The organism is Enterovibrio nigricans DSM 22720 (assembly GCF_900167155.1).
Lineage (GTDB): Bacteria > Pseudomonadota > Gammaproteobacteria > Enterobacterales > Vibrionaceae > Enterovibrio > Enterovibrio nigricans.
This window is the reverse complement of the sequence record NZ_FUXU01000017.1, coordinates 43,898-64,689: the sequence shown is the minus strand read 5'-3', so window position 1 is coordinate 64,689 and position 20,792 is coordinate 43,898. Positions and strand designations below refer to the sequence as shown.

22 protein-coding genes and 1 pseudogene are annotated in these 20,792 nt (G+C 46.0%); 12 read left to right on the top strand and 11 right to left on the bottom strand.

Annotation, left to right across the window (positions count from 1 at the left end; all coding sequences use genetic code 11):
- Positions 1 to 321: 321 nt before the first annotated feature.
- The 3 genes and pseudogenes from B5D35_RS08770 to B5D35_RS08760 all read left to right on the top strand — a co-directional run.
- Positions 322 to 648: pseudogene (locus tag B5D35_RS08770) on the top strand (GTP-binding protein); the annotation flags it as partial.
- Between the two features lie 44 nt (positions 649 to 692).
- Positions 693 to 1,094, top strand: coding sequence for a DUF1801 domain-containing protein (locus B5D35_RS08765; RefSeq protein WP_078752213.1), 402 nt, complete (start codon positions 693 to 695; stop codon positions 1,092 to 1,094).
- Between the two features lie 170 nt (positions 1,095 to 1,264).
- Positions 1,265 to 1,759: a rod shape-determining protein gene (locus tag B5D35_RS08760; RefSeq protein ID WP_078752212.1), complete on the top strand. Its 495-nt coding sequence runs from the start codon at positions 1,265 to 1,267 to the stop codon at positions 1,757 to 1,759.
- 23 nt (positions 1,760 to 1,782) lie between these two features.
- On the opposite strand, the gene B5D35_RS08755 is transcribed toward B5D35_RS08760, so the two are convergent.
- Complete coding sequence (locus tag B5D35_RS08755) at positions 1,783 to 2,064, bottom strand: hypothetical protein (RefSeq protein WP_078752211.1); 282 nt, start codon at positions 2,062 to 2,064, stop codon at positions 1,783 to 1,785.
- Positions 2,065 to 2,239: 175 nt separating this feature from the next.
- On the opposite strand from B5D35_RS08755, the gene B5D35_RS08750 reads away from it, so the two are divergent.
- Positions 2,240 to 2,668 carry a GFA family protein gene (locus tag B5D35_RS08750; RefSeq protein ID WP_078752210.1) on the top strand — a complete coding sequence of 143 codons (429 nt, stop codon included), beginning with the start codon at positions 2,240 to 2,242 and terminating at the stop codon, positions 2,666 to 2,668.
- Positions 2,669 to 2,810: 142 nt separating this feature from the next.
- Here B5D35_RS08750 and B5D35_RS08745 read toward each other — a convergent pair whose 3' ends face one another.
- From B5D35_RS08745 to dgcN, 3 genes are all read right to left on the bottom strand, one after another.
- On the bottom strand, positions 2,811 to 3,944 hold the full coding sequence (locus tag B5D35_RS08745; protein WP_078752209.1) for an acyl-CoA desaturase: 1,134 nt from the start codon (positions 3,942 to 3,944) through the stop codon (positions 2,811 to 2,813).
- 175 nt (positions 3,945 to 4,119) lie between these two features.
- On the bottom strand, positions 4,120 to 5,061 hold the full coding sequence (locus tag B5D35_RS08740) for a dipeptide epimerase (RefSeq protein WP_078752208.1): 942 nt from the start codon (positions 5,059 to 5,061) through the stop codon (positions 4,120 to 4,122).
- The gene (dgcN, locus tag B5D35_RS08735) at positions 5,051 to 6,079 is read right to left on the bottom strand and encodes an N-acetyltransferase DgcN (RefSeq protein WP_078752207.1); all 1,029 of its coding nucleotides are present in this window, start codon (positions 6,077 to 6,079) and stop codon (positions 5,051 to 5,053) included. The genes B5D35_RS08740 and dgcN overlap by 11 nt, the downstream gene beginning before the upstream one ends.
- Positions 6,080 to 6,288: 209 nt before the next feature.
- Between dgcN and B5D35_RS08730 the strand changes: the two genes are divergently transcribed.
- The 4 genes from B5D35_RS08730 (at position 6,289) to B5D35_RS08715 (ending at position 11,674) form a co-directional block, all read left to right on the top strand.
- Complete coding sequence (locus tag B5D35_RS08730) at positions 6,289 to 7,182, top strand: LysR family transcriptional regulator (RefSeq protein WP_078752206.1); 894 nt, start codon at positions 6,289 to 6,291, stop codon at positions 7,180 to 7,182.
- 196 nt (positions 7,183 to 7,378) lie between these two features.
- Positions 7,379 to 8,950, top strand: coding sequence for a hypothetical protein (locus tag B5D35_RS08725; RefSeq protein ID WP_078752205.1), 1,572 nt, complete (start codon positions 7,379 to 7,381; stop codon positions 8,948 to 8,950).
- A gap of 138 nt (positions 8,951 to 9,088) precedes the next feature.
- Positions 9,089 to 10,918 carry a hybrid-cluster NAD(P)-dependent oxidoreductase gene (locus B5D35_RS08720; protein ID WP_078752204.1) on the top strand — a complete coding sequence of 610 codons (1,830 nt, stop codon included), beginning with the start codon at positions 9,089 to 9,091 and terminating at the stop codon, positions 10,916 to 10,918.
- Between the two features lie 99 nt (positions 10,919 to 11,017).
- Positions 11,018 to 11,674: a hypothetical protein gene (locus B5D35_RS08715; protein ID WP_078752203.1), complete on the top strand. Its 657-nt coding sequence runs from the start codon at positions 11,018 to 11,020 to the stop codon at positions 11,672 to 11,674.
- A 16-nt stretch (positions 11,675 to 11,690) separates the two neighbouring features.
- Here the strand turns inward: B5D35_RS08715 and B5D35_RS08710 are convergent, their stop codons facing one another.
- A complete protein-coding gene (locus B5D35_RS08710) occupies positions 11,691 to 11,903 on the bottom strand; it encodes a hypothetical protein (protein ID WP_078752202.1) in 213 nt (70 codons plus the stop codon).
- Between the two features lie 37 nt (positions 11,904 to 11,940).
- Here B5D35_RS08710 and B5D35_RS08705 point away from each other — a divergent pair, with 37 nt between their 5' ends.
- Positions 11,941 to 12,999, top strand: coding sequence for a response regulator (locus B5D35_RS08705; protein WP_078752201.1), 1,059 nt, complete (start codon positions 11,941 to 11,943; stop codon positions 12,997 to 12,999).
- A 2-nt stretch (positions 13,000 to 13,001) separates the two neighbouring features.
- Positions 13,002 to 13,436, top strand: coding sequence for a PAS domain-containing protein (locus tag B5D35_RS08700; RefSeq protein WP_078752200.1), 435 nt, complete (start codon positions 13,002 to 13,004; stop codon positions 13,434 to 13,436).
- Positions 13,437 to 13,487: 51 nt separating this feature from the next.
- On the opposite strand, the gene B5D35_RS08695 is transcribed toward B5D35_RS08700, so the two are convergent.
- Positions 13,488 to 14,282 (bottom strand): M48 family metallopeptidase, encoded by a 795-nt coding sequence (locus B5D35_RS08695; protein ID WP_078752199.1) that lies wholly within the window; start codon positions 14,280 to 14,282, stop codon positions 13,488 to 13,490.
- 237 nt (positions 14,283 to 14,519) lie between these two features.
- On the opposite strand from B5D35_RS08695, the gene B5D35_RS08690 reads away from it, so the two are divergent.
- Positions 14,520 to 14,948, top strand: a complete 429-nt coding sequence (locus tag B5D35_RS08690) for a hotdog fold thioesterase (protein ID WP_078752198.1) — start codon at positions 14,520 to 14,522, stop codon at positions 14,946 to 14,948.
- Positions 14,949 to 14,951: 3 nt separating this feature from the next.
- On the top strand, positions 14,952 to 15,182 hold the full coding sequence (locus B5D35_RS08685; RefSeq protein WP_078752197.1) for a DUF3389 family protein: 231 nt from the start codon (positions 14,952 to 14,954) through the stop codon (positions 15,180 to 15,182).
- A gap of 61 nt (positions 15,183 to 15,243) precedes the next feature.
- Here the strand turns inward: B5D35_RS08685 and B5D35_RS08680 are convergent, their stop codons facing one another.
- The 5 genes from B5D35_RS08680 to B5D35_RS08660 all read right to left on the bottom strand — a co-directional run bounded on the left by B5D35_RS08680 (position 15,244) and on the right by B5D35_RS08660 (position 20,561).
- Entirely contained in the window at positions 15,244 to 16,068 is an 825-nt protein-coding gene (locus B5D35_RS08680; RefSeq protein ID WP_212567535.1) for a DUF2797 domain-containing protein, read from the bottom strand.
- A 125-nt stretch (positions 16,069 to 16,193) separates the two neighbouring features.
- The gene (locus B5D35_RS08675; protein ID WP_078752195.1) at positions 16,194 to 16,493 is read right to left on the bottom strand and encodes a hypothetical protein; all 300 of its coding nucleotides are present in this window, start codon (positions 16,491 to 16,493) and stop codon (positions 16,194 to 16,196) included.
- A gap of 202 nt (positions 16,494 to 16,695) precedes the next feature.
- Positions 16,696 to 17,922: a peptidase T gene (gene pepT / locus B5D35_RS08670; protein ID WP_078752194.1), complete on the bottom strand. Its 1,227-nt coding sequence runs from the start codon at positions 17,920 to 17,922 to the stop codon at positions 16,696 to 16,698.
- 12 nt (positions 17,923 to 17,934) lie between these two features.
- Positions 17,935 to 19,479: an AbgT family transporter gene (locus B5D35_RS08665; RefSeq protein ID WP_078752193.1), complete on the bottom strand. Its 1,545-nt coding sequence runs from the start codon at positions 19,477 to 19,479 to the stop codon at positions 17,935 to 17,937.
- A gap of 260 nt (positions 19,480 to 19,739) precedes the next feature.
- Entirely contained in the window at positions 19,740 to 20,561 is an 822-nt protein-coding gene (locus tag B5D35_RS08660; protein WP_078752216.1) for an endonuclease/exonuclease/phosphatase family protein, read from the bottom strand.
- Positions 20,562 to 20,792: the final 231 nt, after the last annotated feature.

Below are 20,792 nucleotides of genomic sequence, written 5' to 3'. Positions count from 1 at the left end.
ATCACGAAAGAGCATGGGGCAATCTCTTTCCGACTCTCATGCCTTTTGGCAACAGCGTATAAACCACTTCCGCTGCTTCATCACATGACGCACCTTGAACGGATTCACTTATGTTCATCATACTGACTACCTAGCACTCACCCGATTTATGTGGTTATCAGGAGGACCGTCCTCTCACGATTTCAATCCCGATTGGCAAATGCCAACCTTCGTTACATTGTCAGAGCCGCTACTTTATTCAGGCTCCTAGGTTCATCTGGTGATACAGATGGTTCACTCGTTGAGCGGTGAACAGCGCTTCATACGACTTCACGTCGCACGCCCCCGTTTGAGCTGGAGCCGGGAGAAAAATTCCGACGTAAGGAAAATAAAGGGCAGGGATATGTGAGTTGTGGTTGGATATTTGAACCTTCAACCATCTTCCTGTTTGATGCGTTATATGGTTTGTTAGCAAATCTCAATGCCGAACGCGTGAAGGCTGTCATGAAAACAGACGATGGTATGTATGCATTTAATGTCGTCAATCAAATGGTGACAGTCAGTCCCATTAGCTTGGATGGTGTGGAATCAAAGGTGGAGATTATTGACAAGTCTCCTCTGCCTTGGGATGAGTTAGAAACCATTCTGCTTTCGTTTGTTGCCCAATAATATCAGCCCGACCTTGTGTCGGGTTTATTTATCGGAGAGCGTCAATGGATTGTGCGGTAAGCGAAAAATTAATGTGTTATCCCCCGTCAGTGAGGGCGTCACTCACCTTAATTCGAAAACACATTTTTGATGTAGCTGAAAAACTGGACAAGGATGTGGAAGAATCATTGAAATGGGGCCAGTTAAGTTATGTTGTCAAAGGGGGGACGGCCATTAGGTTGGATTGGGATGATAACAACCCCGCATACTTGATCATTCTGTTCCACTGTCAGACACAAATGATAGAGACACTTCGCGAAGTGATGCCTGAGTCCTTTGTTTATAAGGGAAATAGAGCAGCGCTGCTCGACCTACAACATGATATTCCTCTTTCAGAATTGCAAACGTGTATTGAAGTCGCGTTTACCTATAAAGCGCGGAAAGGCTTATTTTTGCTAGGCTTATAGATATATGACTGAAATGTTACAGGATGTGTCTTATATTCTGTGCAATGATGCGTAAAACAGACAATGCAGATTTTGAGTCAGCCCAATCTTGAATGACAATCAGTAGCAATAAACGAATATAACTACTTCGCTGACGAACGTCAGTGGCGAAATATTGAGTATTTGCCAGCATGCTTTCGAGATTTATCTATGCCTACGGGAACACCTTGTACATTCAAATGTGGTCAAACCGATTACGGGTATTTGATGGTAAAACAGGAAGAGTATTTGACGAAAAGCCCCATATCGCTTGGATGATTAGCGCCAGAAAACAAAAGAAAATTATCGCATTTGGCAACAAAGCGGAAAAGTTTCGTCATGTAGATGAGGTGACAATTTCTAACCCATTCAGCCACCCTCGGAGCTTGGTTTCTGACTATAAAGCGTTTCAACCGTTACTTCGGTACGCAATTTCTCAAGTGGTAAAAATGGGCATACTAAAGCCTCGTATACAAGTGATTCTTCATCCAATGGAAAAGGTGGAAGGGGGCGTGACGGAGTTGGAAAAGAAGGCACTTTGTGACATGGCATATAATGCGGGGGTCAAGAGTGCCTTTGTATACTGGGGTGAGGCTTTGGAAGAAACGCACCTACGCCGCGCACAAGACACACTCGGAGAGAGATAACGGTAGCCCGTGCGTTGTGTGACCTACGCCTGAATGATGTTGTTGCGAACCAGCCCACGCTTAACGTTCGTGCAGAGTTTTCCAAAACGCCGTATTTCATCGAATTGCGGCGTAATACCACGCGACATTGCAGATTCCCAATAGGTTAACTCTGTATCAACAAGCTCTAGCAGTTTCTTCGGACAGCCAATGCAATTGTTGTCGGGGCCACAAACGAATGTGCCGGAGTCATATAAGGGTAATTCCTGTTTTACCTGCTCGATTATGAGCGTCATAGCATCCGTGCGAGAGGGTTTTTGTGTCATCGTAACTTCTCGCAAAGCAGGGAACGAATGCGTTGATTTTAATGTGGCACGTAAATTATGTCGACGAAAATTCTTGGCCATACAACGAAACGACGCGAAAACACACGCAAGCGCTTTGAATATCGTTAATTTAGTTGATACGTTGGTTGGTGATACTTAAAACAAGGAGAGTGATATGTCACATTCAACGGACGTGTTAACGGGACAGTGCCTATGTGGACAAATTGCTTACGAGGTTAATCAATTAGAGCCGAAAATGGGGCACTGCCATTGCACAATGTGTCGTAAGTTTCATGGCTCCGCGTTTGCTACGTTTGGCGAAGCAAAAGCCAGTCATTTCAGATTCACCAAAGGTGGAAACACGCTTTGTGTTTATGAAGCAGAAAATGGCACTAAGCGGTCATTTTGTGGGACCTGTGGGTCTAGCCTTTTGTTTGAATCCTCAAACAGTGATGGTTCACTGGTGGAGTTTGCATTGGGAACGTTGGATAGCCCGATCGCACAAAGTCCTGATGCACACATTTTTACCCGATATGCGGCGAGTTGGTACGAGATTAGCGATGGCTTACCTCAGTTTTCTGAGGGTAGGGACGGTGACGCCTAAGCAGTTTTCCTGAGGTTGAACTACCTAGGGAACAATAAATCATCCAACCTTGAGCCTCGTTCATTTGCATGGGTATCGTTGATAGTTCCATTAAAAAGGGCAGCCACTCGGTGCTGCCCTTCGTTATTTTTCCCTGGTAATTTTACGCGTAACTGGAAGTAAGTGTTAGCCAGTTGCGCTTTTGCTTTTTGAAATCGAATTTCAGAATTTGAAGCTGCTGAATCAGAATTGCTTTCTCATATTTCTTAAGAAGGTTTTTCTTTTTCAGGTCAATCAGACGCTTTTGTGCTTCATAGTACTCACTCATGCGAGAAACCAACGCATCATATTCCTGTTCGATGATTTGAAGGCGGTGTGTCGCATTTGGCATAACGCTTAAATGATCCTGAATATTCTTTAGCAACATGGTTGCTTTGGCTTTTTCTATTCGGTCTGCGGGCGTTTTGCGTAGCTTTTGCGCAAGGCCAACCCAACTCGCTGATTTAATCAGCCACTTGGTTGGGTCAAACTGCCACCAGTGAATACCGTTACGGTAGTCGTTTTCGAAGATATGGTGGAAGTTGTGGTAACCCTCGCCAAACGTGAACAAAGCGAGAATGCCGTTATCGCGTGCTGTGTTTTTCTGGGTATAAGGCTGGCTTCCCCATATATGTGCGAGCGAGTTGATGAAAAAGGTTGTGTGGTGGTTCATTACCAACCGTGTAAATCCGATGAGAATGATTGCGCCCCAAATATCACCGTGGATAAGGCCAAAAGCGATAGGGATACCGAAATTGGTTGCAAGTACGAGTGCAAGATAGTGCTTGTGCTGCCACATGACGATTTTGTCTTTTTGTAAATCACGGCAGTTGGTGTAATCGGTGTAACGGTGTTTTTGATATTCACGTAGCATCCAGCCTATATGGGAATACCAAAACCCACGCTTCGCAGAGTAAGGATCGACATCGTTGTCATCGACATGGCGATGGTGGATTCGGTGGTCTGATGACCAATGAAGGATACTATTTTGTATCGCGAACGCACCGCCTAACGCAAAGATTGCTTTGAGAACAGGGTGAGCATCATAGGCCTTATGTGACCAAAGACGATGATACCCAGCCGTAATGGAGATACCTCCAAAAGTAAAAGCAAGAGCAAACATTGCTATTTGAGCCCCGTCAAAACCATGGTAATAAGCCCAAAGAGGCGTACCAATCGCAGCGACCGCAAAGGTGATCACGAAAACAGCGACGTTCAGCCAAATAATAGGGGGTTTCTGTGTTTGATTTGATTCCATTTAAAATACCGCAAATTCCAGCGTACACATGTACGCTAGAATAGAGCGCGCCTGAATAGTGGTCAAGATGGCTGTTAACAATTTGTCGCAATTTTTATGAGAAAATCATCAACTTCTCCTCAACGCCCAAAAAAAGTGAAACACAATGAAATTGTTGCACCACCATCTTTAGATGTTAGGACAAAATGATTGCACCATTTTTGTATTTAAGGCCACCGGTGACATCGCCGTTGATTAGGTATGCACCATCTAGGTCAACAAGCTCGGCATTTGCTGCCACGGGCAACGCCGCTTTCATGGCTATGGAGCTGCCTAGCATGCATCCCACCATAATGTCGAGCCCTGCATCTCTCGCACTCCGTTCCAACTCAAGCGCAGCGGTTAATCCTCCGGTTTTGTCGAGTTTGATGTTGATCATTTGATAGAGGCCGAGCAATCGTGGGATGTCCCTTTTGGTATGACAGCTTTCGTCAGCACACAGAGGAATCGCACTGTTTAGGCCTCTGAGCTGCTCGTCTTCGGATGCAGGAAGAGGTTGTTCAATCATGGTAATGTTAAGAGGAATAAGGCTATTAATGGTTTGTTCTAAATCCAAGCATGACCACGCTTCGTTCGCATCGACGATAAGGGTGGCGTTAGGGGCAACGTTGCGAACAGCTTGAAGACGTTCGTAAACGTCATCGGCATTGAGCTTAACTTTTATCAATGTGGCACCCTGTTCAACATACGCTTTGGCTTCTTCTGCCATGGCATTTGCTGAATTGATCGATACCGTCATCGCCGTTTTAATGGACGAAGGTAAATGAAACACGTCGTCTGGAAAGCGAGGAGATCCTAAATCCCACAATGCGCAATCAATGGCATTTCTCGCCGCGCCTGCTGGTAACAGAGACTGTAACGATGAACGGTCAAAGAACACCGATCCCATCGAGGTTATCTGAACTAATACGCTATCAAAACTTTCACCATACCGTCCTGTCGGCGAGCATTCGCCAACACCGACATTCCCGTCATGTTCAATGCGTACCTGTATTACTTCAGCGTTGGTACGACTTCCACGAGATATGGTGAAGGGGCGCTTAAGCGGGTATGACACAATGTGGGCCTCAATTTTCACGAATATCGTCTCCAAACGTTTTTTCTATATATGTAACGATAGACGCAACTCCGTAGCGAACTGGATCCGTCGCGGGCAGAGCGTATTGGTTTGAAATCCGATTTAAATAAGCCCGAGCGTCTGCATCACTTAACGACGATGTGTTTACTGCGATGCCAACAAATTGAGGGTTTGGATTTGTCAGTGTGGCAAGCCGTAAAGAAAGCTGCATGATGTCATCCAATTCCGGCATGGGGACGTGGGGTAGATGGCGAATGTGATCGCGACCGACTTCATGGCAAAGCACCAAGGCGTCCGGTTGTGCACCATGAAGAAGACCCATGGTGACACCAGAAAAAGCGGGATTTAATAACGAGCCTTGCCCCTCGATAAGTTGCCATTGGTGTGGTTGGCATTCAGGAGACAGCGATTCTGTCGCGCCTGAGATAAAGTCGGCAACAACGGCATCAATGGCTATGCCTGCCCCTTGAATTAAAATGCCTGTCTGGCCTGTCGCGCAAAAGGTGGCAGAAAATCCACTGTCTCGCATGGCTTTTTCTAGCGCTAATGTCGTGAACATTTTTCCTACCGAACAGTCAGTACCAACTGTTAGCAAGCGACGTCCCGAACGTTTTTTCCCTGAGCCGACATCGAGATTGTCGTTGTTGTGGCGAATATCAAACAAAGATACACCGTGCTGTTTAGCAGCCTGAGCAATAGCTGGAATCTCGGTGAGTTTTTGATGCAAGCCTGAGGCGATGTTCATTCCCAAATTTATGGCCTCCACAATCAGGGGGATCCAATGCTCAGCAAGTACCCCTCCCGCGTTTGCTGTCCCCAATACCAGTGTTTTTGCGCCTTGTTTAAACGCGGTTTGTATGTCCATGTCGGGCAGGGAAAGGGACGCGGTGTGTTCATTGAGACGAAGTTGGCCTAGGCATTTTTCCGGTCGCCAATAATGAATGCCCCGAGCTGTTTTGATATAAAGGGGATCAGGGGCGTCTCCAAGCATGAGAAGGTAAGGCGCAGGGATATTCATAACGTTCCTTGTCTGTAATACGCGAATCGTGTGGTCTCAATACAGTAACTATAAAAACGAAACGAACCGTTTGGAAAATGCCGAGTCAGTCTATGCAATGCGTAATTGTTATGAGATTGAACGATAAGTGTGATTAAGATCTTTTCATGACGTTGTTATGGCATTGCGAGGCAGATATGCTGTCTCGCTATTGCAGGGAGGCGTACGCAATGAATATCGAAAGCAAATGGCTTGAAGATTTTCTGGTTCTTTCTGATACACGTAATTTCTCCGCGGCCGCTGCAGTGAGAAATATCACCCAACCGGCATTTAGTCGACGTATCAGAATGCTAGAGCAATCAGTCGGCGCGGAATTGGTAGATAGAACGCAGACACCGATTGCGCTGACACCGAGTGGGCGTATTTTTCGGGTAACGGCGAGAACGCTCATCAATCAAATCGCGGAGAGTGTGGGCGAAATCTCCGCGCTCAATTACACCGATGGCAGCACGGTGAGAATTGCCTCCGCGCACTCTTTGGCTTGTCGTACGACACGCGCCATACAACATGCATTTTCCAAAAAAGGAACACCGTTACTCAGCATAGAAGCGATGAATGTGGATGAAGCTGTGGAGGCCCTTAAGCAAGGAGGATGCGATATCTTGCTGGCGTTTGATAACGAATATTTAAAACTTCCACCTTTTGAGCATATAAAAATGGGCGCTGGCAACCTGACCCCTGTGAGTGGTGTTGACAGTTCTGGAGGCCCATTATTTGACCTCGATGAAGGCGAGTCTCTTCCTTGGCTTGCCTACAGCCCTTCGCTCTATATGGGACGTCAGTTGGAGTCAGTAAGGCAACACCTTTCCCTCAAACCTGTGTTTATATCTTCCATGGTTGATCTGCTTAAAGATCAAGCCATTAAAGGTAATGGCGTGGCATGGCTTCCGGACTTTCTCATAACGGAAGAGATATTATCAGGCACCTTGGTGACGATTGGCGATGCATCGCATCAACGACATGTCTCGTATTTTGCTTATCGGTATCAGTCGCGTTTGCATCCATCTGGTGAGCAGGTTTGGTCATCCCTGAAAAAATTGCAGAACAAGCCTGACAATGTGTAGATTCGCTGCATCCAGCTTTTGCTGCTTACCGAGAATAAGATGTTATCTCAAAATAAAATCGAACGAAGAAACGTGAAGTTACCCAAGAGTAACCTTTGCACTGCTATATTTTTTTAACGCGTTGCCGATAACGAGAAAAGATGAGTAGACATTTCACATTTGCTGCGAAAAGTCATAGTTTCAAACGGGAGGTGTTATGCCGTTGAAAGAGCTAATCCCAAATTTCGTGAAAGCGATGGGACATCGCGTTGTCAGCTACATTCTTAACGTTTCTGAGTCAGAAGCGAGGCAAGTATTACAACAGCAATTCAAGCTTTCATTAAAGCAAAAAGATACCTTGGCTTCCTACATTCAGTTGTGCCGACAAATGCGCGCTGTCGCGGTGTCTCAAGGGGATATTGAGCAATCTTTCTTTCATCGTTTACCTCATGTTCTGCATGGCAACCATCATATCTTCACGGTTTGGCACAAACAGAATGATGGCCGTGTTGTAGAACCTAAAGTGGCCGATCCTCTCTCAAACTGTTTGGCTGCATTGGCTGTCGATTTATACCCTTTATTTTTGGTCAAAGCGGGGACTCGGCCTCACCTGTTTTATCGGGCTTCAGGTTATCTCAGTGCTGCTATATCTCACCTTCCCGGCAGCAAAGCGTTATACCGACAAGTTTTGGAAGATTTGTCATTTGAACGCATTTTTGAAGTTATCGGTAATTCACCCAGTGAAACGTATGGACACTATGCCGATTCAAATGGTCGGAGAGGGGTCATCACGTTGGCGTCCTTACCCGCGGCGATTTTGATCAATAGCTACGATCTCATGCGTATCCGTGGGCCAGTTTCGTTGAATATTTTTGTTGATACTGTACTGGAAATGCTCGAAATAGCCAGAAGCGTCGCCGATGGAGAAGTCGCGCAAATTCCACTTTTTGTGGGGTTCAGAAACGCGTCATTAACCCATATTGACGAGCTGGAAACCAAGTGGGGAACGTTACGTCGATATACGCCAGCTATCGCCGAGTATGTATTGCAAATACCGAGTCAGATGGCAAAGCGAAAAGACAGTGGCTTTATGCTGGAGTCGGGGTTTGCTTATGCTGTCAACAGTGGCGACTTACTGGATGACGATGACTGGCCTGATGAGGTGCAAGATGCAGAGAATGAACAAGCGTCAACTGAACTGAATATCACGCTTTGTATGGCAATGTGTTTTTTTTCCGAATCTTCTCCCTTTGTTGCGCCGGAATGGGTTTGGCGCATCGATCCGTTCTCTCTTGAAAGTGCCAAAGAGTGGGTGGACACAGTACAGGAGGCCGAATACCCGCTAGAGATCACTGATGGCGTTCTTAACGATTTGGAAAACTGGAGCTTGAGGCTGGAGGATACTGATTCGAGAGGCATACGCATTGCGTTCTCTCGGCTGTTTTGTGCAGCGAGGCAGCCCGACAAGTTGGATGGTTTGTTGGACAGCATATTGGCATTGAGAAACCTGTTTGCTGCGGGATCTGACGTAAAACGCGTTTCAGAAGGCGTTGGCGCGTTGGTGATTGGGGGAAGTGATGAGGCGGTTCGTTTGGCTGAAATGCTAGAGGAAGACTGGACACTGATCCTATCTGGTGAAGCGTGGTGGGACGGTGATGAAATACGCGAAAAAACACTGAGTTGTATTTCGCTGTGTTTAACCTGTCTTCATCATATCTACCTAAAATATCCGACGCTCATTAGTGACCCAGAACGTCTGGATCACATTATCGCCTTGCAAGCACACTAACATGTGATACTTCTCATGATAAACGTCCTGATAAAGAGGCGGAATATAGTGTAGAACTTAGTTTGAGGGTTTAGTTGATCGTGAAGAATGTGCTCTAATTAAAAGGAATGCTAACAATCAAAAATACAAGGGACCATTGTGAGCGCGAAAGTCAGTCAACTTAATGTATTTCCAGTAAAATCTATCTGTGGGTTAAGCCTTTCTAATGTGTGGGTCGAGAAGATTGGATTCACCTTCGACCGACGTTTTATGGTTGCGGACAGCACTGGCAAGTTCGTAACAGGTAGAACTAAGCCCGAGATGACGAAGATTAAAGCGTCGATTAATGCGGATGGAATTTCCCTGACTCACCCAACCATGTCCCCTCTAATGCTCAAATACGCGCACTTTTCGATGGAGCGCGTCGATACCAATGTTTTCAAAGATGAATTTCCGGCATATTCGACAACATCGACTGCGAATGCGTGGTTTAGCCACCTTTTAGGGGGCAATAATCAATTGCTTTATGTTGGTCATGAATCTTCACCTCGCGTTTCTTCCAGCGCTGAAACAGAGGTAAGTTTTGCGGATGGATTTCCGGTGTTGCTTATCTCTGAGGCCTCCTTGGATGCGCTTAATGCTCGCTCTTCCGACAAACATTCGATGGATCAATTCCGTACAAATATCGTCGTGACTGGCTGTGAAGCGTTTGAAGAAGACACTTGGGGTAAAGTGCGTATTGGTACTGTTGTGTTTAAGGTTGCGCGTCCGTGTAGCCGTTGTATTTTCACCACACTGGATTTAGAAAACGGGCGTTTTCGCGCAACGGGAGAACCCATTACAACGTTGAGCCAATTCCGCACCGATGAAAATGGCAATGTAAATTTTGGTATGAATTTGATCGCGCTTAACGAAGGAGTCATCTCTGCGGATGATGAAATTGAAATACTAGAATACCGCGATGCAGAAACGTATGAAGACCATACCACGTCAAAACTGAACTTGAAGGTCAGAGAAGTAGAATCGATAGCCAACGATTTCAAAACATTTTGGTTTGACAGCAAACAAGGTACCTTACCGGTATACAAAGCAGGGCAACACTTGCCAATAGAGTTAAATATTGATGGTCAACGTGTTCAACGTCGTTATACCTTGTCCTCTTCACCGACCCGCCCTGACAGGCTGGCAATTTCGGTTAAACGTGTAGAAGGTGGTCAGGTGTCGAACTGGATTCATGACAACCTTGACGTTGGTGCCCAATTCAAGGCATTGCAACCGGACGGCCAGTTTCATCTGAATGACGATGTGTCGAAGCGCAATCCGTTGCTGCTGTTGTCGGGGGGAAGTGGTGTCACGCCTATGATATCAATGCTTCGAGCCTTAGCGGACAGTGATAGTATTGAGGATGTGGTGTTCTGGCATCAATGTCGTTCTGAAGAAGATATCCCGTTTAACGCAGAGCTTCAGGCGCTCACTCAACAACATCCGGGTTTAGTGGTTATCTACAGTCTCAGCCGTCCATCCTCTTCTTGGTCGGGGGAATCTGGCCGATTAAATGTGGCCCATCTATCCGCGATTCCTGAGCTTGAGAACCGAGAAATTTATTTGTGTGGGCCATTCGGTTTTATGGACTCGGCAAAAGCGCTGCTTGAAGAAATCGGTATCCCTTCGGAGAACGTTCAGCAGGAGTTTTTCGAGGCACCGTCGGTAGAGAAAGACGCGCCAGCGAAAGCGGTCTCAATCACTCTTGATGGTGAGTTCATTCACGGCAGCAATCAACGATCTATTCTCGTTCAAGCTGAGGAAGCGGGCGTTCAGGTGGATTATTCATGTCGAGCGGGTGTTTGTGGTTGCTGTAAGTTGAAATTGGTGGAGGGTGAGGTGGATCAGCCTGACATGCCAGCGCTCTTCCCTGGTGAGAAAGAAGAGGGTTTGGTGCTTGCCTGCTGTTGTATTCCGCAAAGTGATGTGGTTTTGACTAAGGTTTAATCAACTGGCAAAAACCTAACGGAATTTTTCTGAAACCTAACATAATTCGCTGCTGCTGTGCGCTATCATGGCAGCAGCTTTTTTATTGGATGAAAACAAATGACAAACATGAAAAAAATACTGATTGTGCTGATCGCGAACGGGATTGCATTCAGTGGCTACTTGACGGTTCAGTATTTGTCATCCAATCAACTTTCTTCTCAACACGCGTTAGAGGCGGTGATCGCTCAGCGAGAAGCAACAAACCTGAAATTGGCGGCATCCAGAGACGAAGTGACCGCATTGGCCCATGAAATAGACGCGAAGAATACGAAAATAGAGACGCTGCTACGTGATATCAGCGAAAAAGAAAGCTCGTCTCAGTCCCTCCAAACTCAAATCAACACTCATCAACAAGCATACGCGCAGCAGCTCTTAAAACGGGAAGAGACCATTGCTGCTTTGGACTCACAAATTGCAGCGTTAAAACAGCGTATTGTTGATACGGACAAGCTATATGCCCAAAGGTACTCCCTAGCAAAACAGGTCGGCGATCTTAATGAACGTATATTGAAAGCCAGCCACAAAGCAGAACTTAGCAAAACAGCATGCGAAGAGTTTAAACAAGGAAACTCGTGGAATTGGGTCTCTGAGGAAGACTGTAACAACTTCAACAAATGGCGCCAAGAAGGTCAGCAACTTATTGTCGAGTTTGAAAATAAAAACAGAGAACTGGATGGGGTGAATCGGCAAATAGCGACATTCAATGCTTCTTGACCGTCTTCTCCGGCTTCTAACGACGTATGACGTTACGTGGCTGATGGAGATCGAAAAACGGCTTCCCTTCGGCTAATGCTGCGATAGAAATCAATATCGTGGCGATAAAGTGGGCAACACGCACTATGCTTATGAGAAGGATGTCATAAGCATGAGACATTAGTGCGTAATTTACGTTATATTTTGCGCCTTGATAGATTGGCGGTAGCCAGAATTTTCCTTGATGCATTCAGTATCAAAATCATTGAAACGTAGGGGGAGACACTTTGACGACCCGAGTATTGATCACTGATGACTCTGCTTTAGCGCGAAAGCAGCTAGCACGCTCATTACCTTCAGATATTGGCGCTGAGGTGTCGTTTGCAGAAAACGGCAAGGTCGCTGTTGAAATGCTTCAAGCAGAGCAATTTGATGTTATGTTTCTAGATTTGACCATGCCAGTGATGGATGGTTATGAGACGCTAGAAGCGCTGAAAAAGAGCCGCATAAACGTCCCTGTTTATGTAGTATCCGGTGATATTCAACCGAAAGCGCAAGAACGCGTGCTAAGGTTGGGCGCGAAAGCGTTTGTCAAAAAGCCGGTTAGCGTTGAAAAGCTCGAAGAGATCCTCGAACCTTACAAATCAAACGAAGCCGCGCCAACGCCAGCACCTAGTGTTCAACCCAGTGTTTCAAATCAACCAAGTCCAGTAAGCCCCGCCCCAACAAACACGCTGAACGATATGAAAGTCGGCAGACGTGAAATGTACATGGAAGTGGTTAACGTTGCGATGGGGCGAGCGGCGGATTCGCTCGCTAAATTTTTTGATGTATTCGTTCACATGCCATTACCGCAGGTCAATGTGTTAGAGGTGAGCGAATTGGTGATGGCCATTCGCCATTTAGCCAACAATGACAACATGTCTGGCATCTGTCAGGGCTTTAGTGGGGAAGGGCTGGCAGGCGAAGCGTTGATGTTGATATCAGATTCCTCGATGAAGGATCTGCTCGACATCATGGATTATCCAGATGATGGTTCAGTCGATAACGAACTTGAAGTGATGGTCGACGTTAGTAACGTTCTTATCAGTGCATTTTTATCGGGTATCGGCGAGCAAGCAGGTCTTGTTTTTGCGCAGAGTTACCCCGCCATTATCGGTCAGCATTTGGCTGTAGATAGATTGGTTGAAAACATGCATGGTACGTGGAAGCGAACGGTAACCATAGAAGTGACATACTCGATCGATGGTACAAACATTAAGTGTGACTTGCTCCTGTTACTGGTGGATGATTCACTGCCTTTACTCGATGCAAAACTGGCTTATTTGATGGATGACGAGGATTAACCATGATTGACTCACCAGAATTTGAACAGTTCAACTGGATGGTCGATATGGTTCAGAATATCGACATGGGCCTTATCGTTGTAGATCGCGATTTTACTGTCCACATGTGGAACGGCTTTATGGTTCATCACACGGGAAAGCACCCAAATAAAGTGCAAGGTAAATCGTTGTTTGATGTGTTTCCTGAGATAAATGAAGCGTGGTTTCGCGCCAAGTGTCGTCCCGTGTTTGAATTGAAATGTCGAAGCTTTGTGGTGTGGAAGCAGCGGCCATATCTTTTCCACTGCCGGAATGTTCGGCCTATTACGGGGGAGGCTAACTATATGTATCAGAATGTCACGCTAAACCCTATGGTGAACTTACGGGGTGAAGCGCAGCACATGTTCATCTCCGTTGCGGATGTGACGGGCGAAGCGTTAGAACAGAAGCACAGATAAGTAGAAAAATGCCTGCAATGAGCAGGCATTTTTTTTAGATATTTGTCTGGGTCAAGGTCTCACGCAATTTGGCGCTTTATTGTTTGAGGGTGGTAAACGGTTAATCGCAGCTTGCAGGTCAGCTATTCGTGTGGAATGCGAAGGGTGTGAGGAGAAAAACTCCGGCGGCGCACCCTCTGAAGCCTTCGCCATGTTCTTCCACAGTTCAACGCTTTGCTCCGGGTTAAATTCCGCGTCGCTCATGAGTTGAAGGCCAATTAAATCCGATTCAGATTCGTGTGTTCGGCTGAAGGGGAGAAGCACCCCAACGTTAACGCCCAATCCAAGTCCCGCCATGATTGCATCTCGGTTTGCTGTGCCTGAAGCGCCTAACGCTATATTGGCGATTTGGAGTGCCCCGTTCGCGGCTACTGAGCTGGAAACACGTTCCCCGCCATGGTTTGCCATCACATGGCCAATCTCATGACCCACGACGGCCGCGAGTTGGTCTGGTGTTTTTGCGACATTAAGCAAACCGGTGTAAACCCCAATTTTACCGCCGGGTAATGCGAATGCATTGACCTGATCGCTGTCAAAAACGACCACTTCCCAACTTTCAAAATCAGGCTGCGGCGGCGTGACTTTTAGAAGGGCATTGGTGACGCATTGCACGTAAGTATTCGTGCGTTTATCGTGGCTGATTTTTTCTTCTTTTTTTAGTTCAGAAAAGGACTGGCTACCCAACGTCGCCATTTCGGAGCCTGACACCATGATGAATTGATTCCGTCCAGTAGGCGATGTCGAACAACCTATAAGTACTGTAATCAGTGCTGTTACAGCGGTAAGTTTCACAATAGATAACGTCATGACTTCGTCCTTTAAAGCGTGTCTTTTTTGAAGTGTATCCTTTCGGTAACGATTTTTACCACTTCGCTTTACAAAGGTGAAGGCCTTAATAAAAACCTGTCGCTTTTTAAAACATTTACTCCAATGAGCTTCAAAGAAGTCACATTGAAAGACGGAATAAGCTGATGGAAAAAAATAGCGATTTCATGGCGGAGAAAGGATAATGACGCAAAGACGCATGCAGTATCAGGAGCTACCTTGTCTATCTGGAAGAAACCGATTTCAATTGAAGGATTGAATGCCACCTCTGCAAACACCTTGATGGCATATTTGGATATTCGCTATACCGAGTTTGATGACAACAGCTTATCGGGCACGATGCCCGTTGATCATCGCACTCACCAGCCAATGGGTATGCTCCATGGCGGTGCTTCGGTGGTATTAGCCGAATCATTGGGTTCTCTGGCCGCAAATATGGCGGTAGATGAAAACAAGTACTGCGTTGGTTTAGATATTAACGCCAACCATATTCGTGCGATGCGTACCGGTCTTGTGCACGGAAAGGCCACTGCGGTGCATTTAGGGGCGACAACGCATGTATGGCAGATTGAAATCACAGATGAGCGTGGACGTTTGGTGTGTACTAGCCGATTGACAATGGCTGTTTTGCAACATAAAGGTAAGTAAGAAATGGTAATCCAAATTTCTGGCGGTCGTGTCATTGCTACCATGCATGAAGTCATGGTGAAACTTCAAGAGAACAGAGCAACACTGCAAGCACAAGTGGATGATATTTCCATTTTGGCGGCAGCCAAAATGCTGGTGGTTAGTGGCGGTAGCATCAATTGGAGTATATCGCTGGAAACGGACGAAAACGTTCAAGCCCTAAGTGATGCAACGGGGATTGCTGCTAAAGAATAATAAAGTGATAAAACGCGCGAGAGTTCTATACTCGCGCGTTCCAATGTAAACGGTAGGCGAATCAGAACGTTGCCGTTACTTCATAACTGGTGAACTTACGAACGTTAATCACACCAGCATCAAAAATGAGGTATTGCCCTTTAATGCCTTTCAGTACCCCGGAGACAACTGGGTCTTTGTCAAAATTCAATGACGTTATTTTTACGGGAAATTTCGTGACAGGGTAACTTATCTGGACGATATCATGTTGAACGGGTTCGACAGCATCAAAACCATATTGAAGACGAAGGCTGAAAATTTTCGCATCAATTTGAGGTAATAGGCGACGCGCTTCTTCTTTTAAATCGATATCAACATTGTTGCCTTTCAGCATTGTTCGCCAATTGGTTTTGTCTGCCAAAAACTCCGCAATAGCAACCTCGACCAGCCCTGACAATTGGCGTGTTTTTACCTTCAGAATCGGCAGAGCTTGTGTCGCACCCTGATCAATCCAGCGCGTAGGGATTTGACTCGCGCGGGTGATGCCTACCTTCAAACCCGATGTGTTTGAGAGATATACGATATGGTCTGTCATGCAGAACTGCTCGCCCCATTCAGGTTCGCGGCACGTGCCGTCTGCAAAGTGACAGGTTTCTGGCTTCAAAATACACATGTCGCAGCGTGCGAGTTTTTTAGTGCAAGGAAAACAGTGCCCTTGACTGAAGCTCTTGTTTGTTTTTGAGCCACAGGCATCGCAATAGATATTACCTGTGTATGTCAGTGTGAGTTTTTTCCCGATAAGGCTATTGAGTTCGACGAGTTTGTCGCCCACGGGTAAAGAATATGTCACGCCATTTTCCAGCGTGCTCTTCATTTTGCTCAAAGTTCCAGTAGTCATGCTCGTTATTATATTTGCTTCCTTTTGGTGGCAGTAGTGTATACCCAAGCGACTTAAAAATGCAGTGATCTGAGAAAGATCTGAACGTGGAATTCAGTAAGACAAGCGCGGCGTGGGGCATTAGGGGTTCTGCGCTAGCGCGAAACTAAGCCATCATTCAGATTTTTATATAGCGAGACAGAGACGATCAGCATATTGAGGTTGATGTCTTCATTGATGTCATCAATGACGAAAAGGTCTGCTTCTGACGCCGAGGTATTGTGTTTAGCCAATGCGACGATGTCTTGATTGATGTCGCCATAAATTGTGCGTTGTTCCACTTTTTGATATTGACCAAACTCAAGTAGCGAAAGCGGAGCAAGTTCAGGCTGAGCAGAAACCGGAAAAGTGAAAACCATAGCAGCAGCAAGCAAAGAGGCTTTTAACAAACGCATATCATATTCCTTCATTATTTTTATGAAGAGTGTCATACGCCTCGTTATTCTATGTCAGACGTGCGTCAGAAGCCGGACGTGAAACGGTTAAATCGCTTTAAAAATGCGGGCTCTGGGCTGAAGATCACGTTGTCACTGAGGGGGGGGGACGAAAGGGAAAATTAGGCGTTTACACAACGTGTGCTGCATAAACGCCTGAAGATTATGCGTCGACCTTGATGAGATTCAAAGCAACACGGTAGCTATCGACAAATGACGGAATTGGCAAAAACTCAAACCGACTGTGAAAGTTGTGTGCGCCGGTGAAAAAGTTCGGCGTAAACAGCCCTTTTACTGATAACGCAGAGCCGTCGGTGCCGCCACGCATTGCTATGGTCTTCGCTGGGATCTCCATCACCTCCAACACACGATACAGACGCGTTAACGCTTCTACATCGTCGCCCATTGCCTGCGCAATGTTGCTATACACATCGGTCAGGGAAAGCGAGATTTCGGCTTTTGGATGCTTATGCTTTAGCAGCGTTTCAACCGACTGCAAATACGCCTTTCTATCGTCGTATTGCGATAGAACGAAGTCTCGGATAGCGACGACCACTTTGGCCGTATTTTGATTACCTTGAATATCAGTGACCCAGAAATAGCCTTCGCGACCCTCGGTTTGCTCTGGCAACCCGTGATCTCTCAGCAAATCAATAAAGTCAGCGGCAATGAGGTTTGGGTTGACCAACACATTTTTTGCGCTCATTGGGTGCGCTGTTGTGCCTGCAATGTCAAGCACAGCAGTCCCCGCATTGAAGGTCTCATAAATCACTTCTCCGCGTTCACAGCAATCAATGGTGTAGCAATAGTCGACAGGGAATTTGTCGAGAGGCAACGCTTTAGCGCCTCGCAGGCCAATCTCTTCGTCAGGGACAAACGCAAAGTAGATGTCGCCATGTGCGATGCGAGAGGTTTTCAGCTCACTCGCAAGCGTCATCATCACGGATATAGCAGATTTGTCATCTGCACCGAGCACACTGGTGCCGTCAGAAAACAGAATGTCCTGATCCCGATATTTTGCTAACTCTGGATGAGAATCTTCGCCAATCATGATGTTCTCTTGCGCATTGAGGCACAGTAGTGAACCTTCGTAGCGGAGGATTTGAGGGTGAATATCAGGGCTAAGACCGACATCTACCGTATCAAGGTGGGCGATAAAACCGATTTTTTTTGCACCATCAACATTGCCCGGTAAGCGAGCAAGGGCAATTCCAGTTTCTAGTAGCTCAGTTTCCGCATAACCCATGCTATTTAACTCATCGCAAAGCAATTTAGCCAGCGTGCGTTGTCCTTCACTGGATGGCAACGTGGTAACACTGCCATCAGACTGGCTACTGACAGCCACGTATCGTTTGAAGTTTTCAATGAGTGTTTGTTCGATGTTTTTCATTATTGTTATCTCTTAAAGGCCGTACGTGTATCCACTGTTAAAGCCAAGTGGGATATTGAATCCCCAGAACAGATAAAGCATTGCCATTAACGCGAAGAGCAGGGCAACGGTATACGGCAACATCATTGAGACCAAGGTACCAATTCCCGCCTGGCTGCTGTATCGCTGCATATAGGAAATGATCAAAGGATAGAAGGCAAACATCGGGGTGCTGACGTTGACAGCGCTATCTGAAATTCGGAACGCCGCTTGTGTTAACTCTGGTGAAATACCTACTGCCATTAACATAGGCACCAGAACAGGGGCAAGAATCGCCCATTTTGATGATGCAGAGGTAATGATGATGTTCAGAACTGCAGTAAGTAAAATCACACCAAAGATGGTCAACTGGCCCGGCATGTTTAGAGCTTTCAAACCTTCAGCACCAGACAGTGCAATCAGGCTACCAATGTTGGATTTGCTAAAGCAGTAAAGGAACTGTGCACAGAAGAAAGCAAACACGATAAACGATATCAATGATGCCGTAATACTTTCCATGGATTTGGTGACATCTTTCGATGTTTTGAATTTTCCGCTAACAAAGCCGTAAACCAAACCAGGTGCAGTGAAGAAAATGAGCAACATGGGAACAATGGTTTTCATTGCTGGCGCGGCAGGGCTGGTGAGTGAACCATCAGGCGCACGGAACAACGATGACTCAGGTACCATCAAGGCCACCATGAGCAGAGCGATGCCCAACAGTGTCCAGTTGGCGAGCCTGAACGCACGTGCTTCGCCATCTGACAGTGTTTCGCTGTTTTCATCTACTTGAGGGACGTCAACAGGCAAAGTGCGCTTCAGACGCGGCTCAACGATTTTGTCCGTCACATACCAGCAGGCACCAATAACGGCAAAGGTAGAGGCGAATGAATAGAAGAAATTACACAGAACATTGACGACGTAGGTAGGGTCTAACACTTGCGCAGCAGACTCTGTAAAACCTGCCAGAATTGGGTCGATAATAGACGGGGTGTATGATGCCGTGAACCCACCAGCCAGACCCGCAAATCCGGCGGCGATACCCGCTAAAGGATGCTTGCCTGATTTATAGAAGATATACGCTGATACGGGCATGAGAACAACATAAGCAGAGTCAGACGCCACATGCGCCAAAATGCCAATGAAGATCACGGAAGGCGTTACGGCTGACATAGGAACCACTGCCAGCAGTTTTCTTAGTGCTGTGGTGATATAACCTGAGCCTTCTGCAATACCAATTCCCAGTGTCGCCACAATAACAATACCTAGCGGAGGGAAATTGACAAAGTTACTCACCATCGCACTGAGCAAACTCATCAACTCTGTTGAGGTAAAGAGATTTACCACTTGAATAGGTTTGTTAGTCAGAGGGTGTATGTAATCAAACTGAATTTGTGATAGCACCATCGAGAGCATGATGCAGATGAGTGTTGCGAACAAGAACAGCATAGTAATGTCGGGAATTTTATTACCAACGTTTTCTATACGATCAAGCCAGCTTTTTTTATTGAGAGGTTTGGGTGATGTTTGTGTCGCCATGAATAATCCATTATACAGCAGTTATTAATAGACCTGTTTATTAGCTTTTTTAATTGGGGTATGGCAAGAAGAAACAACCGATACTTTGCGTTGAGATAAGGAAAGAAATGGATTGTATATTGGCGTATTAGAATATTGTTTTAATTGGTATTTAAATTGTTATATGTGGCACGTGGAAAGCGCAGAGAGCCAGTATTAATGGTCCGCTATCTTAGCGTGCAAGTGTTGTCATGAAATGTATAGAAATTTATATAAGATGGCTATAGTTCAACATAAACAGGACAATGATCGGAAAGACGATAATTTGCCACTGTGTGGTATGAATATCGAAACTGTTTTGCAAGAGCAGGAACGGTGCTGGAGAGGGCGCCGGGGCTGGCGATGACATGGTCAATCAATTTGTCATAGACGACTTGCTCCCAACGTTTGGTTCGGTAATTAAATCTGCGTGCTTTGCATTTGGCCCGCGTGTGCTCAGAAAGATTGATCAATAGGCCTTCACCCGCTTTTTTTATTAATGATTCCCATACCCATTCATTTGATGAATTCATGTAATGATTAAAATCACCCGCAATAACAAATTCCTGCCCCAGTTTTTGACGTGTTTTAATCCATACATTCAGCGCATCAATTTGTCGTTCGAGTTTTTTACAGCTGTTATTTCGACGGACGGGTGTTTCAAAGCACCCTGATTTGAGATGAATAGAAAGCAGGTGTAATGGTGGCCTGTTTTTTCTTTTTACTTCTATATACGATCCGTAGCGTAAATGACCGCGAGATAAAAACGTAGGTAAGCCTAGAGGTTCGTAATCGGCATGGTCAATGACCTCTAGACTTTTTCTGACAGCCCAGCCTGTGAACTGATTGCTTTTGCGGCTCTTAGTGTAAAACTGCGCCCGATCAGATAAGAAGAAATTGTATTCATCGGGGTCGATAACCTTAGCAAGTGTGTCCAGACTGTCCACTTCCTGAAATGCCACAAGATCCGCGTTTAACACTGAGACCACCGTTTGCATCATGAGGTAGTCTTCTGCATTTCTCTGTCCTTGAATCATGTCACCTTTGTCGCTCAGCCATTCCATATTCCATGTCGCAAGGGTTAACGATGCGTTTGCACTGCTAACTTTCACCGACAGAGCAACAACGACTGCAACACATACAGTACGAAATAGCTGGGACAGAGAAAGGTGATTTTGACGCATCATTAAGTCGAGGATCCTGCGCTGGGTTAGGGTGTTCTTTCACACTTCTAGTGGTGTGTGTCATGTTTGCTGTGCGCGCCCATGAGAATAACTCTGAGTGTTCATTGGGCT